Annotated in this window: 17 protein-coding genes, 2 tRNA genes and 1 other RNA gene; 12 read left to right on the top strand and 8 right to left on the bottom strand. The window is 52.8% G+C overall.

Translation table 11 applies throughout. From position 1 onward, the window contains the following. The 3 genes from nirB (at position 1) to EDF88_RS03750 (ending at position 8,141) form a co-directional block, all read left to right on the top strand. Entirely contained in the window at positions 1-4,068 is a 4,068-nt protein-coding gene (nirB, locus tag EDF88_RS03760) for a nitrite reductase large subunit NirB (protein ID WP_134182987.1), read from the top strand. After that, positions 4,065-6,662: a nitrate reductase gene (locus tag EDF88_RS03755; protein WP_134182985.1), complete on the top strand. Its 2,598-nt coding sequence runs from the start codon at positions 4,065-4,067 to the stop codon at positions 6,660-6,662. Before nirB ends, EDF88_RS03755 begins: the two co-directional genes overlap by 4 nt. A gap of 78 nt (positions 6,663-6,740) precedes the next feature. Continuing rightward, complete coding sequence (locus tag EDF88_RS03750; protein ID WP_134182983.1) at positions 6,741-8,141, top strand: YchO/YchP family invasin; 1,401 nt, start codon at positions 6,741-6,743, stop codon at positions 8,139-8,141. An 80-nt stretch (positions 8,142-8,221) separates the two neighbouring features. Here the strand turns inward: EDF88_RS03750 and narL are convergent, their stop codons facing one another. Next, the gene (gene narL / locus EDF88_RS03745) at positions 8,222-8,872 is read right to left on the bottom strand and encodes a two-component system response regulator NarL (RefSeq protein ID WP_064518454.1); all 651 of its coding nucleotides are present in this window, start codon (positions 8,870-8,872) and stop codon (positions 8,222-8,224) included. Further along, positions 8,865-10,649, bottom strand: coding sequence for a nitrate/nitrite two-component system sensor histidine kinase NarX (gene narX / locus EDF88_RS03740; RefSeq protein WP_134182981.1), 1,785 nt, complete (start codon positions 10,647-10,649; stop codon positions 8,865-8,867). Before narX ends, narL begins: the two co-directional genes overlap by 8 nt. Before the next feature lie 307 nt (positions 10,650-10,956). On the opposite strand from narX, the gene EDF88_RS03735 reads away from it, so the two are divergent. From EDF88_RS03735 to narI, 8 genes are all read left to right on the top strand, one after another. Further along, positions 10,957-12,348: a NarK family nitrate/nitrite MFS transporter gene (locus tag EDF88_RS03735; protein ID WP_134182979.1), complete on the top strand. Its 1,392-nt coding sequence runs from the start codon at positions 10,957-10,959 to the stop codon at positions 12,346-12,348. Between the two features lie 192 nt (positions 12,349-12,540). After that, positions 12,541-13,248: a GntR family transcriptional regulator gene (locus tag EDF88_RS03730; protein WP_064557994.1), complete on the top strand. Its 708-nt coding sequence runs from the start codon at positions 12,541-12,543 to the stop codon at positions 13,246-13,248. Between the two features lie 8 nt (positions 13,249-13,256). Beyond that, on the top strand, positions 13,257-14,249 hold the full coding sequence (locus EDF88_RS03725; protein ID WP_134182977.1) for a TIM barrel protein: 993 nt from the start codon (positions 13,257-13,259) through the stop codon (positions 14,247-14,249). A gap of 79 nt (positions 14,250-14,328) precedes the next feature. After that, a complete protein-coding gene (locus EDF88_RS03720) occupies positions 14,329-15,594 on the top strand; it encodes an MFS transporter (RefSeq protein ID WP_134182975.1) in 1,266 nt (421 codons plus the stop codon). Between the two features lie 340 nt (positions 15,595-15,934). Continuing rightward, entirely contained in the window at positions 15,935-19,681 is a 3,747-nt protein-coding gene (locus EDF88_RS03715) for a nitrate reductase subunit alpha (RefSeq protein WP_134182973.1), read from the top strand. Continuing rightward, positions 19,678-21,213: a nitrate reductase subunit beta gene (gene narH, locus EDF88_RS03710; RefSeq protein WP_134182971.1), complete on the top strand. Its 1,536-nt coding sequence runs from the start codon at positions 19,678-19,680 to the stop codon at positions 21,211-21,213. Before EDF88_RS03715 ends, narH begins: the two co-directional genes overlap by 4 nt. Next, positions 21,210-21,911: a nitrate reductase molybdenum cofactor assembly chaperone gene (narJ, locus tag EDF88_RS03705; protein WP_134182969.1), complete on the top strand. Its 702-nt coding sequence runs from the start codon at positions 21,210-21,212 to the stop codon at positions 21,909-21,911. Before narH ends, narJ begins: the two co-directional genes overlap by 4 nt. 2 nt (positions 21,912-21,913) lie before the next feature. Further along, positions 21,914-22,591, top strand: a complete 678-nt coding sequence (gene narI, locus EDF88_RS03700; RefSeq protein ID WP_115629021.1) for a respiratory nitrate reductase subunit gamma — start codon at positions 21,914-21,916, stop codon at positions 22,589-22,591. Here the strand turns inward: narI and EDF88_RS03695 are convergent, their stop codons facing one another. After that, positions 22,592-23,491: a DMT family transporter gene (locus EDF88_RS03695; RefSeq protein ID WP_134182967.1), complete on the bottom strand. Its 900-nt coding sequence runs from the start codon at positions 23,489-23,491 to the stop codon at positions 22,592-22,594. A gap of 108 nt (positions 23,492-23,599) precedes the next feature. Here EDF88_RS03695 and EDF88_RS03690 point away from each other — a divergent pair, with 108 nt between their 5' ends. After that, positions 23,600-24,043 carry an Lrp/AsnC family transcriptional regulator gene (locus EDF88_RS03690; RefSeq protein WP_064518476.1) on the top strand — a complete coding sequence of 148 codons (444 nt, stop codon included), beginning with the start codon at positions 23,600-23,602 and terminating at the stop codon, positions 24,041-24,043. Between the two features lie 172 nt (positions 24,044-24,215). On the opposite strand, the gene EDF88_RS03685 is transcribed toward EDF88_RS03690, so the two are convergent. From EDF88_RS03685 to EDF88_RS03665, 5 genes are all read right to left on the bottom strand, one after another. Next, positions 24,216-24,346, bottom strand: a non-coding RNA gene (locus EDF88_RS03685) — RtT sRNA. A 42-nt stretch (positions 24,347-24,388) separates the two neighbouring features. Next, a tRNA-Tyr gene (locus tag EDF88_RS03680) sits at positions 24,389-24,473 on the bottom strand. Between the two features lie 82 nt (positions 24,474-24,555). After that, positions 24,556-24,640, bottom strand: a tRNA-Tyr gene (locus EDF88_RS03675). A 164-nt stretch (positions 24,641-24,804) separates the two neighbouring features. Next, positions 24,805-25,647, bottom strand: a complete 843-nt coding sequence (gene purU, locus EDF88_RS03670; RefSeq protein ID WP_134182965.1) for a formyltetrahydrofolate deformylase — start codon at positions 25,645-25,647, stop codon at positions 24,805-24,807. 58 nt (positions 25,648-25,705) lie between these two features. Continuing rightward, a complete protein-coding gene (locus tag EDF88_RS03665; protein ID WP_134182963.1) occupies positions 25,706-26,161 on the bottom strand; it encodes a YchJ family protein in 456 nt (151 codons plus the stop codon). Positions 26,162-26,275: the final 114 nt, after the last annotated feature.

Raw genomic sequence — 26,275 nt, 5'->3', positions numbered from 1 at the left:
ATGAAGCAACGTCTGATTGTTATCGGCAACGGCATGGCGGCAATCCGCCTGGTGGAGCAAATTGTGGCGCGCGCAGCGGGGCGATTTTCTATCACCCTTTTTGGTGAAGAGCCCGCCCTGAGCTACAACCGCATTTTGCTCTCGCCGGTACTTGCCGGGGAAAAAACTGCCAGTGCAACGCAATTACACACTGCGGCCTGGTATCGTGCCCATGATATCGAGCTGTTAACCGCTGAAGCGGTGTTGGACGTTGATACAAAGCGCCAGATTGTGCGCTCGGCAAAGCGTGCGCTTGAGTACGACGAACTGGTTTTCGCCACCGGCTCACGCCCGTTTATTCCGCCAATAGACGGCCACACATTGCCCCACGTTCACGGCTTTCGCACGCTGGCTGATGTTGACGCCATTCTTGGTGGCGAAGGCGATGCCGTAGTACTTGGCGGTGGTTTGCTGGGTGTGGAAGCTGCTGCTGCATTGTGCGCCCGGGGTATTCCCGTCACTCTGGTGCACCGCCAGCCGTGGCTGATGGATATTCAGCTTAATCAACAGGCGGGCGTGCTGCTTGAGGAACATCTCGCGCAAAGGGGGATTTCATGCCAGTTAAATTGCGGCATTCAACGCATTTCTGATGCCAGTGTGACGTTAAGCAACGGCGAGGTACTACCTGCCGGGCGGGTGATTATCGCCACGGGTGTGAAGCCGAATATTACTTTGGCACAAGAGTCTGGAATTGCCTGTCAGCGTGGAATTACCGTCGATGCGCAACTGCGCAGTGCAACACTGCACGTCAGCGCATTGGGTGAATGTTGTGAAATTGATGGGCAGACATGGGGCCTGGTGGCGCCATGCCTGCAACAAGCCGATGTATTAGCCGCTCGCCTGTGCGGAGAAATCAGTAATGACTTCCACTACCTGGATCGTGGCACACGCCTGAAAGTGAGCGGCATCCCGCTATTTTCCGCAGGCGACATCCGCGAGCAGCCAGACACGCGTGTTCTTACCGCTTTTGATCCCCTGACAAAACATTATCGCTGCCTGTATCTGCGCGGTGACAGGTTGCTTGGCGCGTTACTGCTTGGGGATATCACACCCGCCAACGCGCTGACCGACATTTTACTCAACGCGGCACCCGTTACGCCTGGCGTGCTGTTTGATGAATATCACTCTGATGAGCAGCCGCCGGCTGCCGGAAATGACGACATGACAAAAGAAACGCTGGTAGTAATTGGTCACGGCATGGTCGGGCACCATTTTCTGGAGCAGTGCGTGGTACTGCAACTGCATAAGCGCTACCACATTGTGGTGTTTGGTGAAGAGCGTTATCCGGCCTATGACCGCGTCCATCTGTCGGAATATTTTGCCGGGCGCAGTGCTGACTCACTCTCGATGGTGCAAGGAGATTTCTTTAACGAACACGGTATTGAACTTCGTTGTAACAGCAAAATCGTGGCGGTTGATCGCCAGCAACGCCTGGTGCGTGACAATGACGGGCGCGAGACTTACTGGGACAAATTAGTGCTGGCGACAGGCTCATTTCCGTTTGTGCCCCCTGTGCCGGGGAACGATCTTGCTGGCTGTTTTGTTTACCGCACGCTCGACGACCTCGATGCCATCGCGCAATGTGCCCGCAATGCCACGCGCGGGGTGGTGATTGGCGGTGGGTTATTGGGGCTGGAAGCCGCCAATGCCCTTAAACAGCTGGGGCTGGAAACCCATGTGGTGGAGTTCGCGCCCAACCTGATGGCAGTGCAACTCGATAATTCCGGGGCCGCGATGCTGCGCGAGAAAATCAGCGATATCGGCGTTCAGGTGCATACCAGTAAAGCGACAACAGCGATTACCGATGCTGACGGTTTGCAACTCAATTTCGCCGATGGAGAAACGCTCAGCACCGATTTAATCGTCTTTTCAGCCGGTATCCGCCCGCAAGATGCGCTGGCGAAAACGTGCGGCCTGGCGCTTGGCGAACGTGGTGGCGTGGTGATTAACGACCAGTGCCAGACCAGCGATAGCGCAATTTATGCCATCGGTGAATGTGCTCTGTGGGAAGGGAAAATCTTTGGTCTGGTCGCACCGGGCTACCAGATGGCGCGTGTTACGGCGGCAACGCTTGCCGGGCAAGAAACGGCTTTTCGTGGTGCGGATATGAGCACCAAACTCAAATTGCTCGGCATTGATGTGGCGTCATTTGGCGACGCTCACGGGCGCACACCCGGCAGCCAGAGCTATCAGTGGACTAACGGGCCACAACAGGTCTACAAAAAAATCGTGGTGTCTGCCGATAATAAAACACTCCTTGGCGGCGTACTGGTGGGCGATAGTCAGGAATATGCCACGCTGCTGCAAATGATGCTCAACGGCATGGCGTTGCCCGCGCAACCAGAAAGCCTGATCCTGCCTGCGTCGGCTGGTGGCGCGCCGAAGGGGCTGGGCGTGGCAGCACTCCCCGATAGCGCGCAGATTTGTTCATGCCATAACGTCAGCAAAGCGGATATTTGCTCTGCCGTGAGCAACGGTGCGGGCGACATGGGCGCCATTAAAACCTGTACCAAAGCAGCAACGGGCTGTGGCGGCTGTTCGGCGCTGGTGAAACAGGTGATGGAATACCAGTTGCAAGAGCAGGGTGTGGAGGTGAAAAAAGACATCTGCGAACACTTCCCGTTCTCGCGTCAGGAAATCTACCACCTGGTGCGCGTTAACCATATCCACAGTTTTGAACAGCTGATAAGCCGTTACGGTCATGGTCACGGCTGTGAGATTTGCAAGCCACTGGCAGCCTCGGTGCTGGCTTCGTGCTGGAACGAGTACCTGCTCAAACCGGCACATCTCCCGCTTCAGGACACCAATGACCGCTATTTCGCGAATATCCAGAAAGACGGGACTTACTCCATTGTGCCACGTGTACCTGCCGGGGAAATCACGCCGGACGGGTTGATTGCCATCGGGCAGGTGGCAAAACGCTACCAGCTGTACAGCAAAATTACCGGCGGCCAGCGCATCGACCTGTTTGGCGCACGCCTCGAAGAACTGCCCGCCATTTGGGAGGAACTGGTCGCGGCAGGCTTTGAAACCGGGCACGCCTACGGCAAATCGTTGCGTACCGTGAAGTCTTGCGTGGGGTCAACCTGGTGTCGCTACGGCGTGCAGGATTCTACCGGCCTGGCGATTGAGCTTGAGAACCGCTACAAAGGTTTGCGTGCCCCGCACAAAATCAAAATGGCAGTCTCCGGTTGCACCAGAGAATGCGCCGAAGCACAGAGCAAAGACATCGGTGTGATTGCCACTGACAAAGGCTGGAACCTCTATGTTTGCGGTAACGGCGGCATGAAACCACGCCACGCCGATCTGTTTGCCAGCGATCTCGACCGTGAAACGCTTATCCGCACAATCGACTGCTTGCTGATGTTTTACATCCGCACCGCCGACCGTTTGCAGCGCACCAGTACCTGGATGGATAACCTCGAAGGGGGCATTGAATATCTGCGTGACGTGGTTCTCAACGATAGCCTGGGCCTTGCCGATGAACTGGAAAAAGAGATGGTGGCCGTAGTGGACACTTACCAGTGCGAATGGCAGACCACGCTTAACAGCCCCGATCGCCTTGCGCTATTTCGTTCTTACGTCAACAGCGAACAGCCGGATGAGGCGGTCCAACGCCAGACGCTGCGCGGGCAGTTGCAGCCGGTAAATGAAGTGGTGCAACACCAGACGGTCGTCCCCGTTAAACCCTGGCACGCGGTGTGTGATATCAGCGCCATTCCTTTGCAGGCAGGCATTGGCGCGCGTTTAGGCGAGCTGCAAATCGCACTGTTCCGCTTTGGTGATACGATTTATGCGCTTGATAATCTTGAACCGGGCAGCGATGCCAACGTACTTTCCCGAGGAATAGTGGGTGACGCTGCGGGCGAGCCGATTGTGATTTCCCCGCTCTACAAACACCGTATTCGCCTGCGTGACGGGCGCACGCAGGACGGGGAGCAGGCTGTTCGCGCCTGGCCGGTGAAAGTAGAACAAGGCACCGTGTGGGTGGGGAGTCAGGCGCTTATCTTGCGTGCGGAGGCATCATGAATACGGTGGTGCGCTCTACTTGCCCTTACTGTGGTGTCGGGTGCGGGGTAGAAGCCCGGCCAGCAGTCAACGGCGGCCACGAGATTACCGGTGATAAACAGCACCCGGCAAATTTTGGGCGGCTGTGCGTCAAGGGAGCAGCGCTGGGGGAAACACTCGGTCTGGAAGGGCGTTTGCTTTATCCCGAAGTGGACGGAGAGCGCATGACCTGGAACGCTGCGCTCGATGAAACGGCCAGCCGCCTGCAGGCCATTATTGATGAGTTCGGCCCAAAAGCGGTGGCGTTTTATGCGTCCGGCCAGTTGCTGACCGAGGACTACTACGCGGCCAATAAACTGATGAAGGGGTTTATCGGGGCGGCCAATATCGACACTAATTCACGGTTGTGTATGTCGTCGGCGGTGGTGGGTTACAAGCGGGCATTGGGTGCGGACTTTGTGCCTTGTAGCTATGAGGACCTGGAGCAAACCGACCTGGTTGTGCTGGTGGGATCGAATGCTGCATGGGCGCATCCGGTGCTGTATCAACGCCTGGTGCAGGCAAAAAAACTGCGCCCGCAGATGAAAGTGGTGGTTATCGACCCACGCCGTACCGCCACCTGTGAAATTGCCGATTTGCACCTGGCGTTGCGCCCCGGAAGCGATGCAGGGCTATTTGTCGGGTTACTGAATTATTTGCTGCAACAACAGCCGTTAATGACTAACCGCTTCGACGGGCAAAGCGATGCAACAACCCTGGCCGCAGGCTGGAGTCTGGCGAAATGTGCCGATTTTTGCCAGCTCGAAAGCGCTGCGGTGCAGACATTCTGGCAATGGTTTGCCAGCACTGACCGTGCCATGACGCTCTACACCATGGGCATCAACCAGTCATCAAGCGGCAGCGACAAATGCAACGCCATCATTAACGTGCATCTGGCGAGTGACAAAATTGGGCGGCCAGGCTGCGGTCCTTTTTCGCTGACCGGGCAGCCAAATGCGATGGGCGGGCGTGAAGTGGGCGGACTGGCAAATCAACTGGCCTGCCATATGAATTTCGAGTCTGCGGATATTGCCCGTCTGGGGCGCTTTTGGGGCAGCGAACGCATTGCGCAAACGCCAGGATTGATGGCGGTTGAACTGTTCGAGGCGATAGCGCGTGGCGACGTGAAAGCGGTGTGGATTATGGGCACCAACCCGGCGGTGTCGCTACCGGATAGTTCCCGCGTGGCGCAGGCACTGGCGAGTTGCCCGCTGGTGATCATCTCCGATGTCGTGCGCAATACGGACACCTCGCGCTTTGCCACAGTCAGGTTCCCGGCGCAGGCCTGGGGGGAGAAAAACGGTACGGTAACTAACTCGGAGCGCCGTATTTCACGCCAGCGTGGGTTTTTACTCTCGCCAGGCGAAGCCCGTGCCGAGTGGTGGATGATTTCGCAAATCGCCCGTCGCCTGGGATACGCAGAAGCCTTTAGCTGGCAGCACGCTCATGAAATTTTCTGTGAACATGCCGCGCTCTCCGGATATGAGAATAATGGCACCCGTGCCTTTGACATCAGTGGCCTGGCACACCTGAACCTCGAACAATATGACGCGTTAGAACCGGTGCGCTGGCCTGTAACCACAGCCAGTGCCCCGGCATTCAAAAGCTGGCGCGCCAACGGTAAGTTTCAACTTGTCCCCGTCGAACCGGAGTTGCCTGAGGCCACCGCCGACCATCGTTATCCATTGATACTGAATACCGGGCGCATCCGCGACCAGTGGCACACGATGACGCGCACTGGCGGTGTGCCACGGCTAATGCAGCACATCAATATGCCGCTTATCGACATTCACCCACACGATGCAAAACGTTACGGTGTCACTGAAGGCGATCTGGTACGAATCGCCTCGCGCCAGGGCGGGATGGTGGCGCGTGTACAAGTGAGCGACAGCCAGTTGCCGGGAAATGTGTTTGCTCCGATGCACTGGAACCAGCAATTCTCGCGACGAGGCCTGGTCAATGGACTGGTGGCAGGGGTTTGCGACCCGCATTCCGGGCAGCCAGAAAGTAAACAAACGGCGGTGCGCATTCAGCGCTGGCAGCCTGCGTGGCGTGGGGAGATCTTCGCTCGTGAAAAGATTGAATTTACCGATGAAATTCAGTGGTGGCGGCAGACTTCACATGGCGTGCAGCACTTTGTTTGTGCCGCCGAAAACCTGCCAGCAGCATGGGCTGAAACCTTAACCGCAGGCCGGGGCTGGCAATTGCAGTATGCTCGCGGTGACGGCGATTTTTACCACCTGCTTGCCTGGCACAATGGTGAGCTACAGCTGGCATTTTATGCAGCAAAAGGGTGGCCTGATATCAACACCAGTGCGGTGGTTTCCGCCTTTGAAAGTGCGCCGACAACCGCCGCCAGCCGTCACCTGCTATTAGCCGGGAAATCGGCAGGTGTGCAAAGAGATGCAGGTGCAACCGTGTGCAGTTGTTTTGGCGTAGGGGAGAAAACGATTCTTTCGGCAATCGCAACGGGTTGCCAGTCAGTCGGGCTGCTGGGTGAAAAATTACGTTGTGGCACCAACTGTGGTTCATGCATTCCTGAACTCAGGGCATTAATCGCTAAAGCGGCCAAATAACGGCTTAATATTCACCGGACAAATCTGTGTTTGCCAGTTTGGGAATGATTTGCTGTGGCGTGATGTTATAATTTCCAGATGTTTAGAAAAGCCGTTCCATTTTTTACCCTGTCTTATGTACTCCTCAGCGCAGGAGGGGCTGCCAGTACCCGGCAGACTTTTATCGAGAAAGCCGAAAACCCTTTCGACCAGAGAACTGAACAACTGCCCGATTTGGGTCTTGCGCCGGAATCCGACGCTGCGGCGCGTGAAATCGCCGCTATGGCGAAGAAATTCGGTGAAGACAGTATGGTCGATAACGGGCTGGATACTGGCGAACAAGCGCGGATGTTTGCCTTCGCGCGTTTGCGTGATGTGCTGGCTGATAAAGTGACCAGCGAAGCCGAGTCACTGCTGTCGCCGTGGGGGAAAGCCAGTATCAATTTGCTGGTGGATGAGCACGGTAACTGGGACGGTAGCAGCGCCTCGCTGTTTACACCGTGGGAAGATAACAACCGTTATCTGACCTGGAGCCAGGTGGGATTTACGCAGCGCGACGACAGTGCAATTGGTAACCTGGGCGCCGGGCAACGCTGGGTGGCGGGCAACTGGCTGCTTGGTTACAACGCCTTTTATGACAATCAACTCTCCAGCAATTTACAACGTGCAGGGTTCGGGACCGAAGCCTGGGGCGAATATTTGCGCCTGTCGGCAAACTATTACCAACCGCTCTCTGGCTGGCAGTCAGGAAACAGTGAAACGCTCGAGCAGCGCCTGGCGCGGGGCTATGACATTACCGCGCAGGCGTGGCTGCCGTTTTATCGACATATCAATACCAGCCTCAGTTTTGAGAAATACTACGGTAACAGTGTGGATTTGTTTGATAGCGGTACCGGTTATCGCAACCCGGTGGCGGTAACTATGGGACTCAGCTACACGCCGATCCCGCTGCTGACGCTTACCGCGCAGCATAAACAGGGGGAAAGCGGCGTTTCGCAGGATAATCTTGGTCTGAAGCTGAATTACCGTTTTGGCGTCCCGGTGGCAAAACAGCTTTCTGCCGCCGAAGTGGCGACCACCAGTTCATTACGCGGCAGCCGTTATGACAACGTGGAACGTGATTCTCTGCCGGTGATGGAGTATCGCCAGCGCAAAACTTTATCGGTGTTTCTGGCGACGCCGCCTTGGGAACTGCACGCGGGCGAAACCGTGGCGCTTAAGCTGCAAATCCGTGCCAGCCACAAGATTCGCAATATTACCTGGCAGGGCGATACCCAGGCGTTAAGCCTGACGCCGCCTGCGGATAACCGCGACACCAGCGGTTGGAGCATGATCATGCCGATGTGGAACGAAAACGGCCCGAATGAATATCGTCTTTCGGTGGTGATTGAGGATGATAAAGGCCAGAAGGTGACGTCGAACTGGATTACGCTGAAACTGGCGGAGCCGCTGGTGGTCAGCCCTGTGGACGATCCGCGTTATGAGTTGTTACCGCAGTAACGTGTGATGTCGGGATACGGTTTGGTATTGTTGGGTGGATAAGCCACAGGCGTCATCCACCACATTCACTGTTGGTAAACTTAAAATATCCGATCCTGATGCACCCAAACCGCAGCTTCTACGCGGGACTTAAGCTTCATCTTCTTGAGCAAATGCTTAACGTGAACTTTCACCGTGCTTTCGGTGATATCCAGGCGGCGAGCAATCATTTTGTTCGGCAAACCCTGGGCGATGAGTTTGAGAATATCGCGTTCGCGTGGTGTCAGCAGGTTAACGTCACGGTCAGACGTAGCGCGGTTGGCACGCAGACTGGCGGCCAGAACGGGCGTTAACGCTTCGCTTAATACCATTTCCCCCGCAGCGGCTTGTTGCAGCGCTTTGAGCAAATCTTCTGGCTCCATATCTTTTAACAGATAGCCGTCAGCCCCACGTTTTAGCGCGGTAACCACATCTTCTTCATGATTCGAAACGCTGAACACCACGATGCGGCCTGACAGCGGTTTCTCACGCAGGCAATCGAGCGTTTCCAGACCGTTCATGCCTGGCATATTCAAATCCAGCAGGATTAAATCAGGGTCGAGCTCTTCGGCAAGCAGCACTCCTTGCTCACCATTGCCTGCCTCACCAACAACTGCAAGCTCAGGAGCCATACTGATGAGCTGCTTAACGCCAGTACGCAGCATGGGATGATCGTCGATAAGCAGTATGGTTGAGGCTTCCGGGTTACTCATGATTTGCTCCTGTGGCTATTTCGGGGATAAAACTCACGATGACCTGGGTACCGCCACCCGGGCGCGTTTGCACCTGGCAATCACCTTTCAGGCTTTGTGCGCGGTCTCGCATAATGATAAGTCCGTAGTGGTTGCGGCGCTCACCGTTGTCGGCAATGCCCTGACCGTTATCCCATATGGTTAAGGTAATTTGCTTGTCGTGATATAAAACACTGACACCACATGAAGTGGCACAGGCATGTTTCAGGCTGTTATTAAGTGCTTCTCGAGTGATTTGTACCAGATGAATTGCCTGATGCGACGGCACAAGGCGTGGTGGCACTTGATAATCAAGACTCACCTGGAAACCCAATTTCTCACTAAATTCCCGGCAGCTTGCTTCTAGTGCCGGGCGCAGTCCAGGTTCGGTTAATTGCAGGCGGAACGTGGTCAGTAACTCTCTGAGTTGCCGCCACGAAGTATTGAGTTCGCTGCGCATTTGACCGAGCAGAGTCTGCATCTGCTCAGGCAGTGTCGCCCCTTGCATTTGCAGACAACTCACCTGCATTTTCAGGCAAGAGAGCGATTGAGCAATGGAGTCGTGCAGCTCGCGGGCGATAGCGGAACGTTCTTCCATCACCACCAACTGCTGCTGATGTTCATATTGCCGCTCTAGCGCAAGTGTCGCTGTCAGCTGTTCCATCAGTGTCAGAATTAACTGTTGCTGATCGTGTGTCAGGCTGCGGCCAATTGGCAATTGGGCCAACACCAAACCGTACTGAATATGGTTGTCTGTTAAACGCCATTTTTGTGCGGTGGTTTCGCAAGGTTGCAGGATGGGTTCGCGCGGGCAAAGATTACAGCCGCTGGCTTCACAACTGCTATCAGGTTGATAGGTATACTCTTCGTAATTCTCTTCATCCTCATACTCATAAACCCGTAGTTCGATATTACGCAGCGGTGTTAAGTGTTGTAGTTCGCTGAGTACGGGAGATAAGCGCTGGCACAGTGGGGCCTGAGAGTGCAGACGGCGGTTAGCCTGATAGAGAAATGAGAGTATCTGGTTTTTTTGCTCAAGCCCGGCGGTTTTCTCGTGCACACGCTGCTCAAGGCTTGCATAACTTTCGGCCAGTTCCGCAGACATACTGTTTAGTGCAGCACCGAGAGTCGCCATTTCATTGCGTCCACGAACGTTCACCCGGTGGGTAAAGTCTCGCTGCCCAATGGCCTGAGCCATCGTCAATAATTTCTGCCACGGGCGCAACAATCGTTTGCGTAACCAGATGACGGTGAAAATAATCAGCAAGCCCATTAAGGCTGCCATTCCCATCTGGAGCTGGATAATGCGGTGTAGACGCATTTCTGTGGTGTGATCAAAAGTGGTGACCAACTGATCGATTCGCCCGACAAATCCGGCCACATGCGGCTTAACTTGTTCTGCACTTTGTGCCTTGCGCAGAGCGGGTTCTAACTCTTCACGCCAGTAGTGCTGCAGTGCAGCTAATTTTGCTTCCTGCCCGTCTTGCTGTGCCGCCTCTTGTAAATCGGTACTCCAGGTGGTTTGTTCCATCTCATCTAACAGAACGTTGTCTTTCTCGGTTAGCGGAATGGCGGCCAGCAGGCGATAACTTTGCATCCGCATCGACCCTGCTTTATTGATAGCGTGCGCGTTTCCCTGAATACCTTGTGCCAACCAGCCTGCAAGGCTCATCCCCGCGACACCCAACAATGCCAACAACAGCACAATCAGTGCCAATTGGTTGAACAAAGTGAGGGGGGAAAGCAGGCGTTTTAGCATTGAGAAGTCTACTCCGGGGTAAAGGAAATCTATTGCGGGTATTCTCAGACATCCCCTGGAGTATACCCATACCCCTTAAGGATTACCCACTAATTGCCGGAAGGAGCATGACGCGCTGTAAGGTTACTAACACCTGCGTTCAGGTTTGTGAAAAGCCACACTATTTATGTTTTTTATGGTTACCCATAAAGAATGACAGTTGATTTTTAGCCGTCTGTAAGATGGTTTATCCCTTGATTCACATCAATTTTTATTCCCCATTAGCACCTAAGGTGGCGGCAATTACTCTCACTTTTTTGAGGTGTTTATGTCTCAGTCACCGGATCACAGCCCAAAAACGGGATCGCTCATTACCGAATGGCGACCTGAAGACCCAGCATTTTGGCAAAGCAAAGGCCATGGTATTGCCAGCCGCAACTTATGGATTTCCGTTCCTTGTTTGCTGCTGGCATTCTGCGTATGGATGCTCTTCAGTGCGGTTGCGGTAAACCTCAACAAAGTCGGGTTTAGCTTCACTACTGACCAACTCTTTATGTTAACCGCGCTGCCGTCTGTTTCCGGCGCATTGTTGCGTGTGCCTTACTCCTTTATGGTGCCGGTATTTGGTGGCCGCCGCTGGACGGCATTCAGCACCGGGATTCTGATTATCCCTTGTGTGTGGTTGGGTTTTGCGGTGCAAGACCCATCAACATCATTTAGCGTGTTTATCATCATTGCATTGCTGTGTGGTTTTGCGGGCGCAAACTTTGCTTCCAGTATGGCGAACATCAGCTTCTTCTTCCCGAAGGCGAAGCAGGGTGGAGCGCTGGGTATCAACGGCGGCCTGGGTAATCTCGGTGTGAGTGTTATGCAGTTGGTTGCACCACTGGTGATTTCACTTTCCATGTTTGCTGTGTTCGGTGGCATAGGTGTTGAGCAGGCCGACGGCACTATGCTGTTCCTGGAAAATGCGGCGTGGGTATGGGTACCACTGTTGGCAATCTTTACCGTTGCAGCCTGGTTTGGAATGAACGACCTGGCAACGTCCAAAGCTTCTTTAAAAGAGCAGTTGCCGGTTCTTAAACGTGCGCATTTGTGGATTATGGGTGTGCTGTATCTGGCGACCTTCGGTTCATTTATCGGTTTTTCTGCCGGTTTCGCGATGCTGGCGAAAACCCAGTTCCCGGATATCAATATTCTGCACTTCGCCTTCTTCGGCCCGCTGTTTGGCGCGCTGGCGCGTTCGGCGGGTGGGGCCATTTCCGACCGCTTTGGTGGGACACGTGTTTCCCTGCTGAACTTCATCTTTATGGCGATTTTCAGTGCGCTGCTGTTTACCACGCTGCCACACAATGGCGTGGGCGGTAACTTTATTGCCTTCTTCGGCGTATTCCTGATGCTGTTCCTGACGGCCGGTTTGGGGAGTGGTTCTACCTTCCAGATGATCTCCGTTATCTTCCGCAAGCTGACCATGGACCGCGTGAAAGCGCAGGGCGGCACTGAAGAGCGTGCATTGCGTGAAGCGGCAACCGATACCGCCGCAGCACTGGGCTTTATCTCGGCAATAGGCGCAATTGGCGGGTTCTTTATTCCGAAAGCATTTGGTACATCCCTCGCGCTAACCGGTTCGCCTGCGGGCGCAATGAAAGTGTTCCTCGTGTTTTACATTGTTTGCGTAGTGATTACCTGGGCTGTTTATGGCCGGAAGTCAGCGAAATAAGTTTTGACCATTTTGGTTATCCCTTGCGCGACTTCGGTCGCGCTTTTTTTTGTCTCTAATTCCCCCTCGAACCACCTTTATTCTGAGAGAAACCTCACATTTAGAATAACTACCCCACCAGACACCATTGTCACATTCGTTGGCTAAGAGTACCGTGACGACAAATCTGGTTTAAACCAAATGGATTAAAACATGAAAAGCCACTCCACTGTAGAGACGGCAAAAGAGATGCTCAATGACTGGCTGAGCAAAGGGGTCGTCCAGCCGGGCGGTAAATTACCTTCCGAACGTGAGCTGGAAGAATTACTGGGCATCAAGCGCATGACACTGCGACAGGCGTTGCTGTTTCTTGAAGGGGAAGAAAAGATCTTTCGTAAAGATCGTCGCGGCTGGTTTGTGGCCTTGCCGTGTTTCAAATACACCCCGAACACTTCGACCAGTTTTAAGCAAGCAGCTCTGGAGCAGGGGCGTTTGCCGTCCTGGGGCTTTCTGGAAAAAGAACGGGTTTACACCGCAGAACCCGAAATTTTGTCGCAGCTGAATGTAAAAGACGGTGATGAAATCTACAAAATCTGCGGTTGGGGAGCGCTTGATAACCATAAAGTTTTCTATCACGAAACCTTTATCAACGCGCAGTCCGCTCCCGGTTTTATCGACAAATTAGGCGATCGTTCTTTTGTTGATGTGTGGCAAGAAGCCTTCGGCAAAAGCTCGCACACGCAGCATTTAGCGTTTAAACCGACACGACTTTCGGCAGGCGCTTGCAAGGGGATGGGCGGCACGGCGGGGACTCCGTCTATCCGGGTTGAAAAATACCGCGCCGACGAAGCCGGGCAAGTTATTCAGGTTGATATCGAATATTGGCGTTTTGAATCAGTAGAGTTTTATATCGATTTATAGGAGTTTCCATGAACAACATCCAGGCTACAAAAATTGTCGAACGCGCTGCCAATCTGCCGCTGTATCTGCATGCCTATGCGTTTCATTTAAACATGCGTATGGAGAAGATTCTGCCGGAAGACTTACTGGATATTGCCAGCCAACAGCAACTGAAAGGGGTGAAAATTCATGTTGTGGATGGAGAAAGCCAGTCTTTAAGGCATGCCAGCGATGAGCGGCTTGCGAATTTTGCAGAAAAATCGCGCCAGTTGGGGTTGGATGTTCACATCGAAACCAGCGCCTCGGATGCCCGAACCATTGATGAGGCCGTGAGAATTGCGCTGAAATCCGGGGCGACTTCGGTGCGCTTTTATCCGCGCTATGAAGGGACACTTTCTGAGGTGATGGAAATCATTGCTCAGGATATTCAATATATTAAAGAAAAATACCAGCATAGCGGCCTGACATTCACGCTTGAGCAACACGAAGATTTGCAAAGCCACGAATTGGTGAAGCTGGTTCAGGAGGCTGACTTCCCGCAGCTTTCCCTGCTGTTTGACTTCGCCAACATGATTAATGCCAACGAAGAGCCGCTTGACGCGTTGGCGGTGATGGGAAAAGAAGTCACGCAGGTGCATATCAAAGATGCGTTAATTAACCATGAAGGTGAAGGGCGCGGGCATACGGCCTGTATTTCTGGCGAAGGCGAATTACCGTTTAAAGAATTATTATTGCAATTAATTTGTCTGGGCGAAGATCAACCGCAAGTCACCGCATTCGGTCTGGAAGAAGAAGTGGATTATTACGCCCCGGCCTTTCGTTTTACCAACGAAGATAAAAACCCGTGGATTCCATTGCGCCAGATGAGTGAAACTCCATTGCCAACCTCCGGACTGGAAGCAAGGTTAAATAAAGAAATTGACGACGCCATGAATCAAATAATGCATGTGCGTAATATTCTTGGCGATCTTCATAAAGATGCTGTGGCTATTTTAAGAAAGTCATTAATCAAAAACATTTAAATTCAGCTGTCTCACCTTTCGTGAGGTCACTGTACTCTCAATATAATAATTAATTCCGCTAATTCAGGGGGGGTGTCTTATGCTATCCAAAAAAAGATGGACTATATTTAGCTTGTTGGTTTTGTGCGGTGGGACAATATATAAACTGCCGTCATTGAAAGACGCATTTTATGTTCCAATGCAGGAGTATTTTCACCTCACCAACGGTGAGATTGGTAATGCGATGTCGGTTAACTCGATTGTGACGACCATTGGTTTCTTCTTATCCATTTACTTTTCTGACAAATTACCGCGCCGCTTTACCATGTCGCTTTCCCTGATTGCGACCGGCCTGCTGGGGATCTACCTCTCTACCATGCCAGGCTACTGGGGGATACTCTTTGTCTGGGCGTTGTTCGGCGTGACCTGCGACATGCTCAACTGGCCGGTGTTGCTAAAGTCGGTGAGTTTGCTGGGTGACAACACTCAACAGGGGCGCTTATTTGGCTTCTTTGAAACCGGGCGAGGGATTGTCGATACCGTTATCGCATTTAGCGCCCTGGCGGTGTTCACCTGGTTTGGTAGCGACTATTTCGGGTTTAAAGCCGCAATATTGTTTTACTCTTTCATCGCTATTCTGGTCGGTGTGGTTATTTTCTTTGTATTAAAAGAAAGCCCGGAAGAACAAGTGGCTAAACAAGAGAAAACAGAGAAAAAAGAAGCTAATCCAGGTCTGGGTAATGTATTAAAAAACAAAACCGTCTGGTTAATCGCTTTTAGCGTGTTCTGTGTTTATGCGGTGTATTGTGGACTGACATTCTTTATTCCATTTTTAAGAAATGTTTATGCTCTACCGATTGCATTGGTAGGGGCATATGGGATTATAAATCAATATTGTTTGAAAATGGTAGGCGGCCCTATTGGTGGTTTAATTGCTGACAAGGTTTTAAAGTCTCCCAGCCAGTATTTGTTCTATACTTTTATTATTAGCGCTCTGGCGTTGGTTGCCTTGATATTATTGCCGCATGAACAAATGCCTGTTTATTTAGGCATGGCCTGTACCCTGATGTTTGGCGCGGTCATTTTTACTCAGCGAGCGGTATTCTTCGCCCCTATCGGTGAGGCGGGAATCAGTGAGAAAAACACCGGTGCGGCAATGGCGTTGGGAAGTTTTATCGGTTATGCCCCAGCGATGTTCTGCTACAGCTTGTATGGCTACATCTTAGATACCAACCCAGGGTTATTGGGCTATAAAATCGTGTTTGGTTTGATGGCTGTTTTCGCCTGCGCCGGGATTGTGATTTCGGGCCTGCTTATCAAAAACATTCGTGCGCAGCGCAAAACTGAACCGCTAACCTCTGTCTGATTGTGACACCATTCAACATGGGGCTTCTCTGAAAGGGGATGCCCCATTTTTGGTTTCACGCCCTCCATCTTGGCAGAGTTACCCCTTAATACCCAGTCGCCCTGATTTCTACTCCTTACCGAATGTAGAGAACAGATATTTTATTTATATATCAGTTAATTAACTATCAATTCTCGATTGCCACTTTGGTGGTATACCGACTTTTCGCGTGCAAATATTCCTCCGCCCCAGTTGATCGTTATCAATTCTCCCTTCATATGCGCACGTTACCGTGCCGCCATCGTTAGTAATGTCGTTTTCATAAGATAGAGCCTCCAGGCTCCACATCAGGAGAACCCCGATGAGCAAATTTCTTGACCGGTTTCGTTACTTCAAACAGAAGGGCGAAACTTTTGCCGATGGACATGGCCAACTGCTCGATACCAATCGTGATTGGGAAGAAGGTTATCGCCAGCGGTGGCAGCACGACAAAGTGGTTCGTTCCACTCACGGTGTAAACTGCACGGGCTCCTGTAGCTGGAAGATCTATGTCAAAAGCGGCCTAGTGACCTGGGAAACGCAGCAAACCGACTACCCGCGTACCCGCCCGGATATGCCAAACCATGAGCCACGCGGCTGCCCACGCGGCGCAAGCTACTCCTGGTATCTCTACAGCGCCAACCGCCTGAAATATCCATTGATGCGCAAGCGCCTGATCCAACTTTGGCGTGAAGCGAAAACCCTGCATGAAGACCCGGTCGATGCCTGGGCTTCCATCATCAACGACGCGGAAAAAGCCAAAAGCTATAAACAAGCCCGTGGTCGCGGTGGTTTTGTCCGTTCAAGCTGGGTTGAAGTAAACGAACTGATTGCCGCAGCAAACGTGTTTACCGCAAAAACCTTCGGCCCGGACCGTATCGCGGGCTTCTCGCCGATCCCGGCGATGTCGATGGTTTCTTACGCCTCGGGTGCACGTTACCTTTCCCTGATTGGCGGCACCTGCCTGAGCTTCTACGACTGGTATTGCGATTTGCCACCTGCGTCACCAATGACCTGGGGCGAGCAGACGGACGTGCCGGAATCTGCCGACTGGTATAACTCCAGCTACATCATCGCCTGGGGCTCTAACGTTCCGCAGACCCGTACACCAGATGCCCACTTCTTTACCGAAGTGCGCTACAAAGGCACCAAAACCGTTGCGGTGACGCCGGATTACGCTGAAATCGCTAAATTATGCGATCAGTGGCTGGCACCAAAACAGGGTACCGATGCCGCGATGGCACTGGCGATGGGCCACGTGATGCTGCGTGAATTCCACCTCGATAACCCAAGCCAATACTTCACCGATTATGTACGCCGCTACACCGACATGCCAATGCTGGTGATGTTAGAGGAGCGTGAAGGGTTCTACGCCGCAGGCCGTATGTTACGTGCCTCTGACCTGGTGGATGGTCTTGGCCAGGAAAACAACCCGCAGTGGAAAACGGTGGCGATGGATAGCCAGAATGGCGGACTGCTGGCACCAAACGGTTCCATCGGTTACCGCTGGGGCGAGAAGGGCAAGTGGAACCTCGAACAGCGTGATGGCACCAGCGGTGAAGAAGCCGAACTGCGCCTGAGCCTGCTGGGCAGCCACGACGAAGTGGCTGAGGTCGGCTTCCCGTACTTTGGCGGCGAAAGCACTGAACACTTCAGCAACGTTAAACTTGATAACGTGCTGATGCACAAACTGCCGGTGAAACGCATTCAACTGGCTGACGGTTCCACCGCACTGGTGACCACCGTTTATGACCTGACGCTGGCAAACTACGGCCTCGATCGCGGCCTGAATGATGAAAACTGCGCGACCAGTTATGACGATGTAAAAGCGTATACCCCTGCGTGGGCTGAGCAAATCACTGGTGTTTCTCGCCAGAACATCATCCGCATTGCGCGTGAATTTGCCGATAACGCTGATAAAACCCATGGCCGCTCGATGATTATCGTCGGAGCCGGGATGAACCACTGGTTCCACATGGACATGAACTACCGCGGTCTGATCAATATGCTGATCTTTTGCGGTTGCGTCGGCCAAAGCGGCGGCGGCTGGGCACACTATGTCGGCCAGGAAAAACTGCGCCCACAAACCGGCTGGACTCCGCTGGCGTTTGCCCTCGACTGGCAGCGCCCGCCGCGCCATATGAACAGCACTTCGTTCTTCTACAACCACTCCAGCCAGTGGCGCTACGAGTCGTTGACTGCCGAAGAACTGCTGTCTCCGCTGGCGGATAAATCCCGCTATAGCGGCCACCTGATTGACTTTAACGTGCGTGCTGAACGCATGGGCTGGCTGCCATCTGCACCACAGCTCAATACCAACCCGCTGACCATCGCGAAGCAGGCGAAAGCGGCGGGCATGAGCCCGGCTGATTTCACCGCACAGCAACTGAAAAGTGGCGATATACGCTTTGCCGCAGAACAGCCGGATGCGGGCAACAACCATCCGCGCAACTTGTTCGTCTGGCGTTCAAACCTGCTGGGTTCTTCCGGTAAGGGCCACGAGTACATGCTCAAATATTTGCTCGGTACTGAGAACGGTATTCAGGGTAAAGATCTGGGTAAAGAAGGCGGCGTCATGCCGGAAGAAGTCGAGTGGGTTGATAACGGGCTGGATGGCAAACTGGATCTGGTGGTGACGCTGGACTTCCGCCTGTCGAGCACCTGTCTGTACTCCGATATCGTGCTGCCAACGGCCACCTGGTATGAAAAAGACGATATGAATACGTCGGATATGCATCCGTTTATTCATCCGCTTTCTGCAGCTGTTGACCCAGCCTGGGATTCAAAAAGCGACTGGGAAATCTATAAAGCCATCGCGAAGAAATTCTCTGAAGTGTGCGTCGGCCATTTGGGCAAAGAAACCGATGTGGTGACGCTGCCAATTCAGCATGATTCCGCCGCAGAACTGGCGCAGCCGTTTGGCGTGATGGACTGGAAAAAAGGCGAATGTGATCTGATTCCAGGCAAAACTGCCCCGCATCTGGTGACGGTTGAGCGCGATTACCCGGCGACCTACGAGCGTTTCACCTCGGTTGGTCCGTTGATGGAAACCATCGGTAACGGCGGGAAAGGTATCGCGTGGAACACGCAGTCTGAAATGGATCTGCTGCGTAAGCTCAATTACACCAAAACCGAAGGCCCGGCAAAAGGCCAGCCGATGATTAACACGGCTATCGACGCCGCTGAAATGATCCTCACCCTGGCACCTGAAACTAACGGCCAGGTTGCTGTGAAAGCCTGGGCGGCACTGAGTGAATTTACTGGTCGCGACCACACGCACCTGGCGCTCAATAAAGAAGACGAAAAGATTCGCTTCCGCGATATCCAGGCGCAGCCACGCAAAATCATCTCCAGCCCAACCTGGTCGGGTCTGGAAGATGAACACGTTTCCTACAGCGCCGGTTATACCAACGTTCACGAACTGATTCCGTGGCGTACGCTGTCTGGCCGCCAGCAACTTTACCAGGATCACCAGTGGATGCGTGATTTTGGCGAAAGCCTGCTGGTGTACCGTCCGCCGATTGATACCCGTTCCGTCAAAGGTGTGATGGGTAAAAAATCCAACGGTAACCCGGAGAAAGCGTTGAACTTCCTGACGCCGCACCAGAAATGGGGCATTCACTCAACCTACAGCGACAACTTGCTGATGCTGACGCTGTCGCGCGGCGGGCCGATTGTCTGGATGAGTGAAATCGACGCCAAAGCGTTGGGTATCGTCGATAACGACTGGATTGAAGTGTTCAACAATAACGGTGCTTTGACCGCGCGTGCGGTGGTGAGTCAGCGTGTGCCGGAAGGCATGACCATGATGTACCACGCGCAGGAACGTATCGTGAACCTGCCGGGTTCTGAAATTACCGGTCAGCGTGGTGGTATCCATAACTCGGTCACCCGTATTAGCCCGAAACCGACGCATATGATTGGCGGTTACGCGCAACTGGCGTACGGCTTTAACTACTACGGCACAGTCGGTTCAAACCGTGATGAGTTCGTCGTGGTGCGTAAGATGAAAGACATTAACTGGTTAGACGGTGAAGGGCGTGACCAGGTACAGGAGAGCGTAAAATGAAAATTCGTTCACAAGTCGGCATGGTGCTGAATCTTGATAAATGCATCGGCTGTCACACCTGTTCTGTGACCTGTAAAAACGTCTGGACCAGCCGCGAAGGGATGGAGTACGCGTGGTTCAACAACGTCGAAACTAAACCAGGAACCGGCTACCCAACTGACTGGGAAAACCAGGAAAAATGGAAGGGCGGCTGGATCCGTAAAATCAACGGCAAACTGCAACCGCGCATGGGTAACCGAGCGATGCTGCTGGGTAAAATCTTCGCTAACCCGCATCTGCCGGGTATCGACGATTACTACGAGCCGTTTGATTTCGACTATCAGCATTTGCATAACGCGCCAGCAGGCAAGCATCAGCCGATTGCACGTCCACGCTCGCTGATTACCGGCCAACGGATGAACAAAATCGAAGCCGGCCCGAACTGGGAAGACGATCTGGGTGGCGAGTTCGAAAAGCTCTCCAAAGACCAGAACTTCCAGAATATGCAAAAGGCGATGTACGGTCAGTTCGAAAACACCTTTATGGCGTACCTACCGCGCTTGTGCGAACACTGTCTGAATCCGGCGTGTGCGGCGACGTGCCCGAGCGGTGCCATTTACAAGCGTGAAGAAGACGGCATTGTGCTGATTGACCAGGACAAGTGCCGTGGCTGGCGCATGTGCATTACCGGTTGCCCGTACAAAAAAATCTACTTCAACTGGAAGAGCGGTAAATCTGAGAAGTGCATCTTCTGTTATCCGCGAATCGAAGCGGGCCAGCCAACGGTGTGTTCTGAAACCTGTGTGGGCCGTATTCGTTACCTCGGTGTGTTGTTGTATGACGCTGATGCCATTGAACAGGCGGCGAGTACCGAGAACGAGAAAGATCTCTACGAGCGCCAGTTGGGTATTTTCCTTAATCCGAATGACCCGGCGGTTATCGAGCAGGCACTGAAAGATGGCGTGCCGCGCAGTGTTATTGACGCCGCACAACAGTCGCCAGTTTATAAAATGGCGATGGACTGGAAGCTCGCTCTGCCGCTGCACCCGGAATACCGCACCTTACCGATGGTCTGGTATGTACCGCCGTTATCGCCAATTCAGTCTGCGGCTGACGCGGGTGAATTGCCGCATACCGGGATCCTGCCAGACGTAGAAAGCCTGCGTATTCCGGTGGAATACCTGGCGAACTTGCTGACGGCGGGCGACACCGCTCCGGTGCTGCGTGCGCTCAAACGCATGATGGCAATGCGCCATTACAAGCGCGCTGAAACAGTCGAAGGGGTTGTTGATACGCGTGCGCTGGAAGAAGTTGGGCTGACGGAAGCGCAGGCACAGGAAATGTATCGCTACCTGGCGATAGCCAACTACGAAGATCGTTTCGTGGTGCCATCAAGCCATCGCGAACTGGCGGCAGATGCCTTCCCGGAAAGCAAAGGTTGTGGTTTCAGCTTTGGTGACGGTTGCCACGGTTCTGACAGCAAATTCAACCTGTTCAATAGCAAACGTATCGACGCGATTGATGTGTCCAGCAAAACGGAGCCAAAACCATGATTGAACTTCTGGTGATTTCCCGTCTGCTCGAGTACCCGGATACTGCCTTGTGGCAGCACCAACAGGAATTGCGCGATGCGTTAGCCGAGGGTGGGGCGCTTAATTTGCAACAGGCCGCACAGCTTAATAATTTTATTTCGACGCTGTGTGGCGGTGATTTATTAGATGCGCAGGCAAACTACAGCGAGCTGTTCGATCGTGGTCGTGCCACTTCTATGTTGTTGTTTGAACATGTCCACGGGGAATCCCGTGACCGTGGCCAGGCGATGGTCAACTTGATGAACCAGTATCAGCAGGCTGGAATGGAAATCGATAGCCGTGAGCTGCCGGACCATTTGCCGCTGTATCTGGAATATCTGTCCCAGCGTGAAGAAAGTGAAGCGCGAGGCGGTTTGCAGGATGTGGCACCGATTCTGGCCCTGCTGGCGGCACGCCTGAAGCAGCGCGAAAGCGATTATGCGGTGTTGTTTGATGTGCTGCTTGGCCTATCGCAAAGCGATGTGGCGGTGGAAAGCGTGAGCCTGCAAATCGCGGACGAAGCGCGTGATGATACGCCGCAGGCGCTGGATGCGGTGTGGGAAGAAGAGCAGGTGAAATTTGTGGCGGACGCAGGGTGTGGTGAGTCTGAAATCAGCAGCCATCAGCGTCGTTTTGCCGGAGCTGTCGCTCCGCAGTATTTGAATATCGGAGGACAGTAATCATGCATTTTCTCAATGTGTTCTTCTATGACATGTATCCGTACATTTGCGGGACGGTATTCCTGCTGGGCAGCTGGCTGCGCTATGACTACGGGCAGTACACGTGGAAAGCCGGTTCCAGTCAGATGCTGGATCGCAAAGGGATGAATCTGGCGTCCAACCTGTTCCATATCGGGATTCTGGGGATTTTCGCCGGTCACTTCCTTGGCATGTTAACGCCGCACTGGATGTACGAGTCATTCCTGCCAATTGATGTGAAGCAGAAGATGGCGATGATTGCCGGTGGCGCATGTGGTGTGATGACGCTGGTGGGCGGTTTGTTGCTGCTTAAGCGTCGTCTGTTTAATCCACGTGTTCGTGCGACATCAAGCGTGGCGGATATCCTGATTCTGAGTTTGCTGATGATTCAGTGCGCGTTGGGCCTGCTGACGATTCCTTTCTCCGCCCAGCATATGGACGGCAGCGAGATGATGAAGCTGGTGGGATGGGCGCAAGCGGTGGTGACGTTCCACGGCGGCGCATCTGAGCATCTGGATGGCGTGGCGTTTATCTTCCGCGTGCATCTGGTGCTGGGGATGACGCTGTTCCTGCTGTTCCCGTTCACCCGTCTGGTGCATGTGTGGAGCGCTCCGGTGGAGTATTTGACGCGTAAGTATCAGGTGGTTCGCGCTCGTCGCTAATTATCGCGTTTTTTGTTCCAGGCCCTGCGAGAGCAGGGCCTTTTCTTTTGTGCCCCAGCCGAGATTATTTCCTGCCGCAGCCAGCAAAATCAGCGCACCCCCGATAAATTGCACCACGCTCAACGTATGACCAAACATCAGGCTATCTACGGTGACCGCCACCAAAGGATAAATAAAAGAGAGTGAGCCGATGATCGGCGTTGGTAGTTTCTGAATCGCGCTATAAAGCAACTGGTACATCACTCCGGTGTGAACGATTCCGAGCGTCAGTAAAATTCCCCATGGGAAACTTTCCGAGAGAGTGACGAAATGGGCCAGCGGCAACAATATAACCACACCAACCAGCACCTGGATAAAGGCAATATGTTGCGGTGGAAGCGGGCGTAATTTGCGGGCGATGATTGCCGTCAACGCGTAGAAGAAAGCGGCACCAAGCGCCATGGCAATACCTGTTATCAAGTTAGCGTTATGCGCCTTAATAAGCTCACTAGAAAGCAGAATCACCACGCCGCTAAACGCCAGCAGTAGCCAACCCCACTTTATCAGTGTCACCCGCTCACCCATTAAAATACCTATGAGAACCAGCATGAACGGCTGAGTATTGTAGACCACGGTCGACATGCCGATGGAAATCTGGTCGTAGGCGGCGAACAGCAGTAACCAGTTGATGACCAAAGCCACACCGCCGATTACGGACAGTAATAACGTGCGACGTGTAAAGTGGCTGAAAGGCTGTTTGCTCACCAGGATAAAAAATCCAAGCGCTGCAGCGCCGATCGCACAACGCCAGAATACGACGTCAATAACGGGTAAACCTGACAACAATACAAATGCGCCAATGGAGCCTGAAATAAGCATTGCCAGGCACATTTGCCAGACACCCGTTTTAAATTCACTCATAGAAACCTCCCGAATCAGATGTCTCTATTGTGAAAAAATCGACGTGTGCTTTACAGAGTTGTTGTAAGGTAAAAAGAGATAATTTCTTTTTTTATTAAGGTAAATCAGATGGAATTCCTTATTGATGATATCGACCGGGCGATTGTGACCTGCCTGGCGCAGGATGCCAGATTGTCGCTTAAAGTACTGAGTGCGCGAGTGGGGCTAACCTCGCCGAGTACGGCAGAGCGACTGAAGCGTTTAGAAGAGCGGGGGATTATTCAGGGCTATAGCGCGCGAGTGAATCTGGCGGCGCTGGGGTATACATTGCAGGCTCTGGTCAGAGTGAAACCGCTGCCAGGAATGCTGCAGAAGGTGGAAAAATATCTGCAAGCCATGCCGCAATGCATTGAGTGTGACAAAGTGACTGGAGAAGACTGTTTTGTGGTGAGACTGGTAGTAAAAGATATTGCGCAGTTGGACACGCTGCTCGATGGGCTTGCCGAACAGGCTCAGTCTAATACGGCGATTGTGAAAAGTTCGCCAGTTACGCGGCGATTGCCTGCGATGTAAAGACGCTGGTGGGCGGTTGGCGTGGGTGTGTCGGATGACGCTGCGCTTATCCGACCTACGGATCGATTTTGAGTTTTGGTTTTGAATTTGTAGGTTGGATAAGCGCAGCGTCATCCAACAAAAAGTGTTGAATAGGGTGCGATTTGGATAATTTGGGAAGGTACTAAAGAGATGGTGGCGGGGGAAGGATTACTCGATGCTTTGCATCTCGCCCTTCGGGTCGTTGCCTGCGGCAACGCTTTCTCGCTTTGCTCGAATCGAACCTTAGTCGAAGCTTCTCATCCTTCCCCAACGGGAATATGAAAGTTTATGCGATTTGGATAATTTGGGAAGGTACTAAAGAGATGGTGGCGGGGGAAGGATTCGAACCTTCGAAGTCGATGACGGCAGATTTACAGTCTGCTCCCTTTGGCCGCTCGGGAACCCCGCCAGGGGTATAGGTACTACTGAATTTTGATAAGTGCTCATGTTGATGAGAGCTTATCGTCTTAACCACAGCCAGTGGTTAAGAATGGTGGCGGGGGAAGGATTCGAACCTTCGAAGTCGATGACGGCAGATTTACAGTCTGCTCCCTTTGGCCGCTCGGGAACCCCGCCAGGGGTATAACATTTTGTTGGCTTTCTTACTCGCCTCCTTCGTCTGGAAGCGGGGCGCATCATATCAAATGAAGCGCCGCTGTAAAGCATTCACTGTAAGAAAATGAATCGTTTGCCGTTTTTTTACACGTAACGTCGCAAACCTAAGCAATTACATGATTGATCTACAGAATAATCGTGCGATTACCGTATACAAACACACGCTGGGCCAGCACTTGATACAGTGCGCGGCTGAGAACATTTTTCTCAACATCACGCCCGGCACGCATCATATCTTCTGCAGTGTAGGTGTGATCGACGTGAATAACATCTTGCATGATGATTGGGCCTTCATCCAGATTGTCATTCACATAGTGCGCAGTGGCACCGATGATCTTCACTCCGCGTTCATAGGCCTGGTGATAAGGACGAGCACCAATAAAAGCAGGCAGGAATGAGTGGTGGATATTGATAATCTGGTTCGGGAAGCGTGAAACAAATTCAGGAGTTAACACGCGCATGTATTTAGCCAGTACCACATAATCAGGTTTGTGCGCTTCAATAGCGTCAGCCATCTGTTTATCGTGATCTTCACGCGTCAGCCCTTCATGGCTCACCAGTTCGAACGGAATATCAAAACGTTCGACCAGGGTACGCAAAGTCTCGTGGTTACCAATTACCGCAGCGATTTCGACATCCAGGCCGCCGTAGTTAGCTTTCATTAATAGATCGCCCAAGCAGTGCGCTTCTTTGGTGACCAGAATCACCACGCGGCGACGGCCCGCAGGAATCAGTTCGCGCAACGAACCTTCAGGCAGTGCGCTATCTAAATCGGCCAGCAGAGTGTTGTCGTTAAAAATACCTTCGAGTTCGGTACGCATAAAGAAGCGTCCGGTGCGATGGTCGACAAACTCATTGTTCTGAACAATGTTCAGTTCGTGCTTGTAACAAATATTGGTGATCTTGGCGATCAGGCCCTTTGCGTCAGGGCAGATGGTGCGTAGTACTTTTCGTTGTAATGCTTGCATTGCAGGCTAAGTCCTGTTGTACGTGTGTTTGCTAATTGATTTGTGCCATGACGAGTCATTACCCACAACACTTTTTATATTTTTTTCCAGAACCGCAAGGGCAGGGGTCATTTCGACCAAACTGCGGGCGGGTTCCATCAACATAGTACCACCGGCCGTTTTCCTTTAAGAAACGAGAACGCTCGATAATCGCACTTTCTTTGCCTTGTTCTTCAAAGCGCGCGACAAAACTAACGTAACCTTCGTTTTCATTCTCACCTGCGGCGGCTTCATAAACTGTCAGGCCCAACCAGTGAGTATTCCCAAAACTTCCCAAAAGATCTGTTGTCAGAGCAGGACTGCGTGTTTGCGGGTACCAGGTGGCAACAAGATAGTCTGCATCCTGCATCACATAAGCGCTATAACGTGAACGCATGAGTTGCGATGGGGTTGGCGCAAGCTGGTCCGCGCGTAGGTAAGGCTGGCAACATAAGCTATACTCCTGACCGCTACCACAAGGGCAAAGTTGCGACACAGCATCTCCTTGGTTACAAAAAAATAGTCGGCGTAAATACGCGGGGTAGTTATGTTAACTGAGCTGTGGCGAGTTCGCCACGAGGTGATATATCCATTGGCATTTGAGTTGCAA

The organism is Buttiauxella sp. BIGb0552, from assembly GCF_004366275.1.
Lineage (GTDB): Bacteria > Pseudomonadota > Gammaproteobacteria > Enterobacterales > Enterobacteriaceae > Buttiauxella > Buttiauxella gaviniae.
The sequence above is the reverse complement of the archived record's forward strand: the minus strand, read 5'-3'. Positions and strand labels throughout refer to the sequence as shown.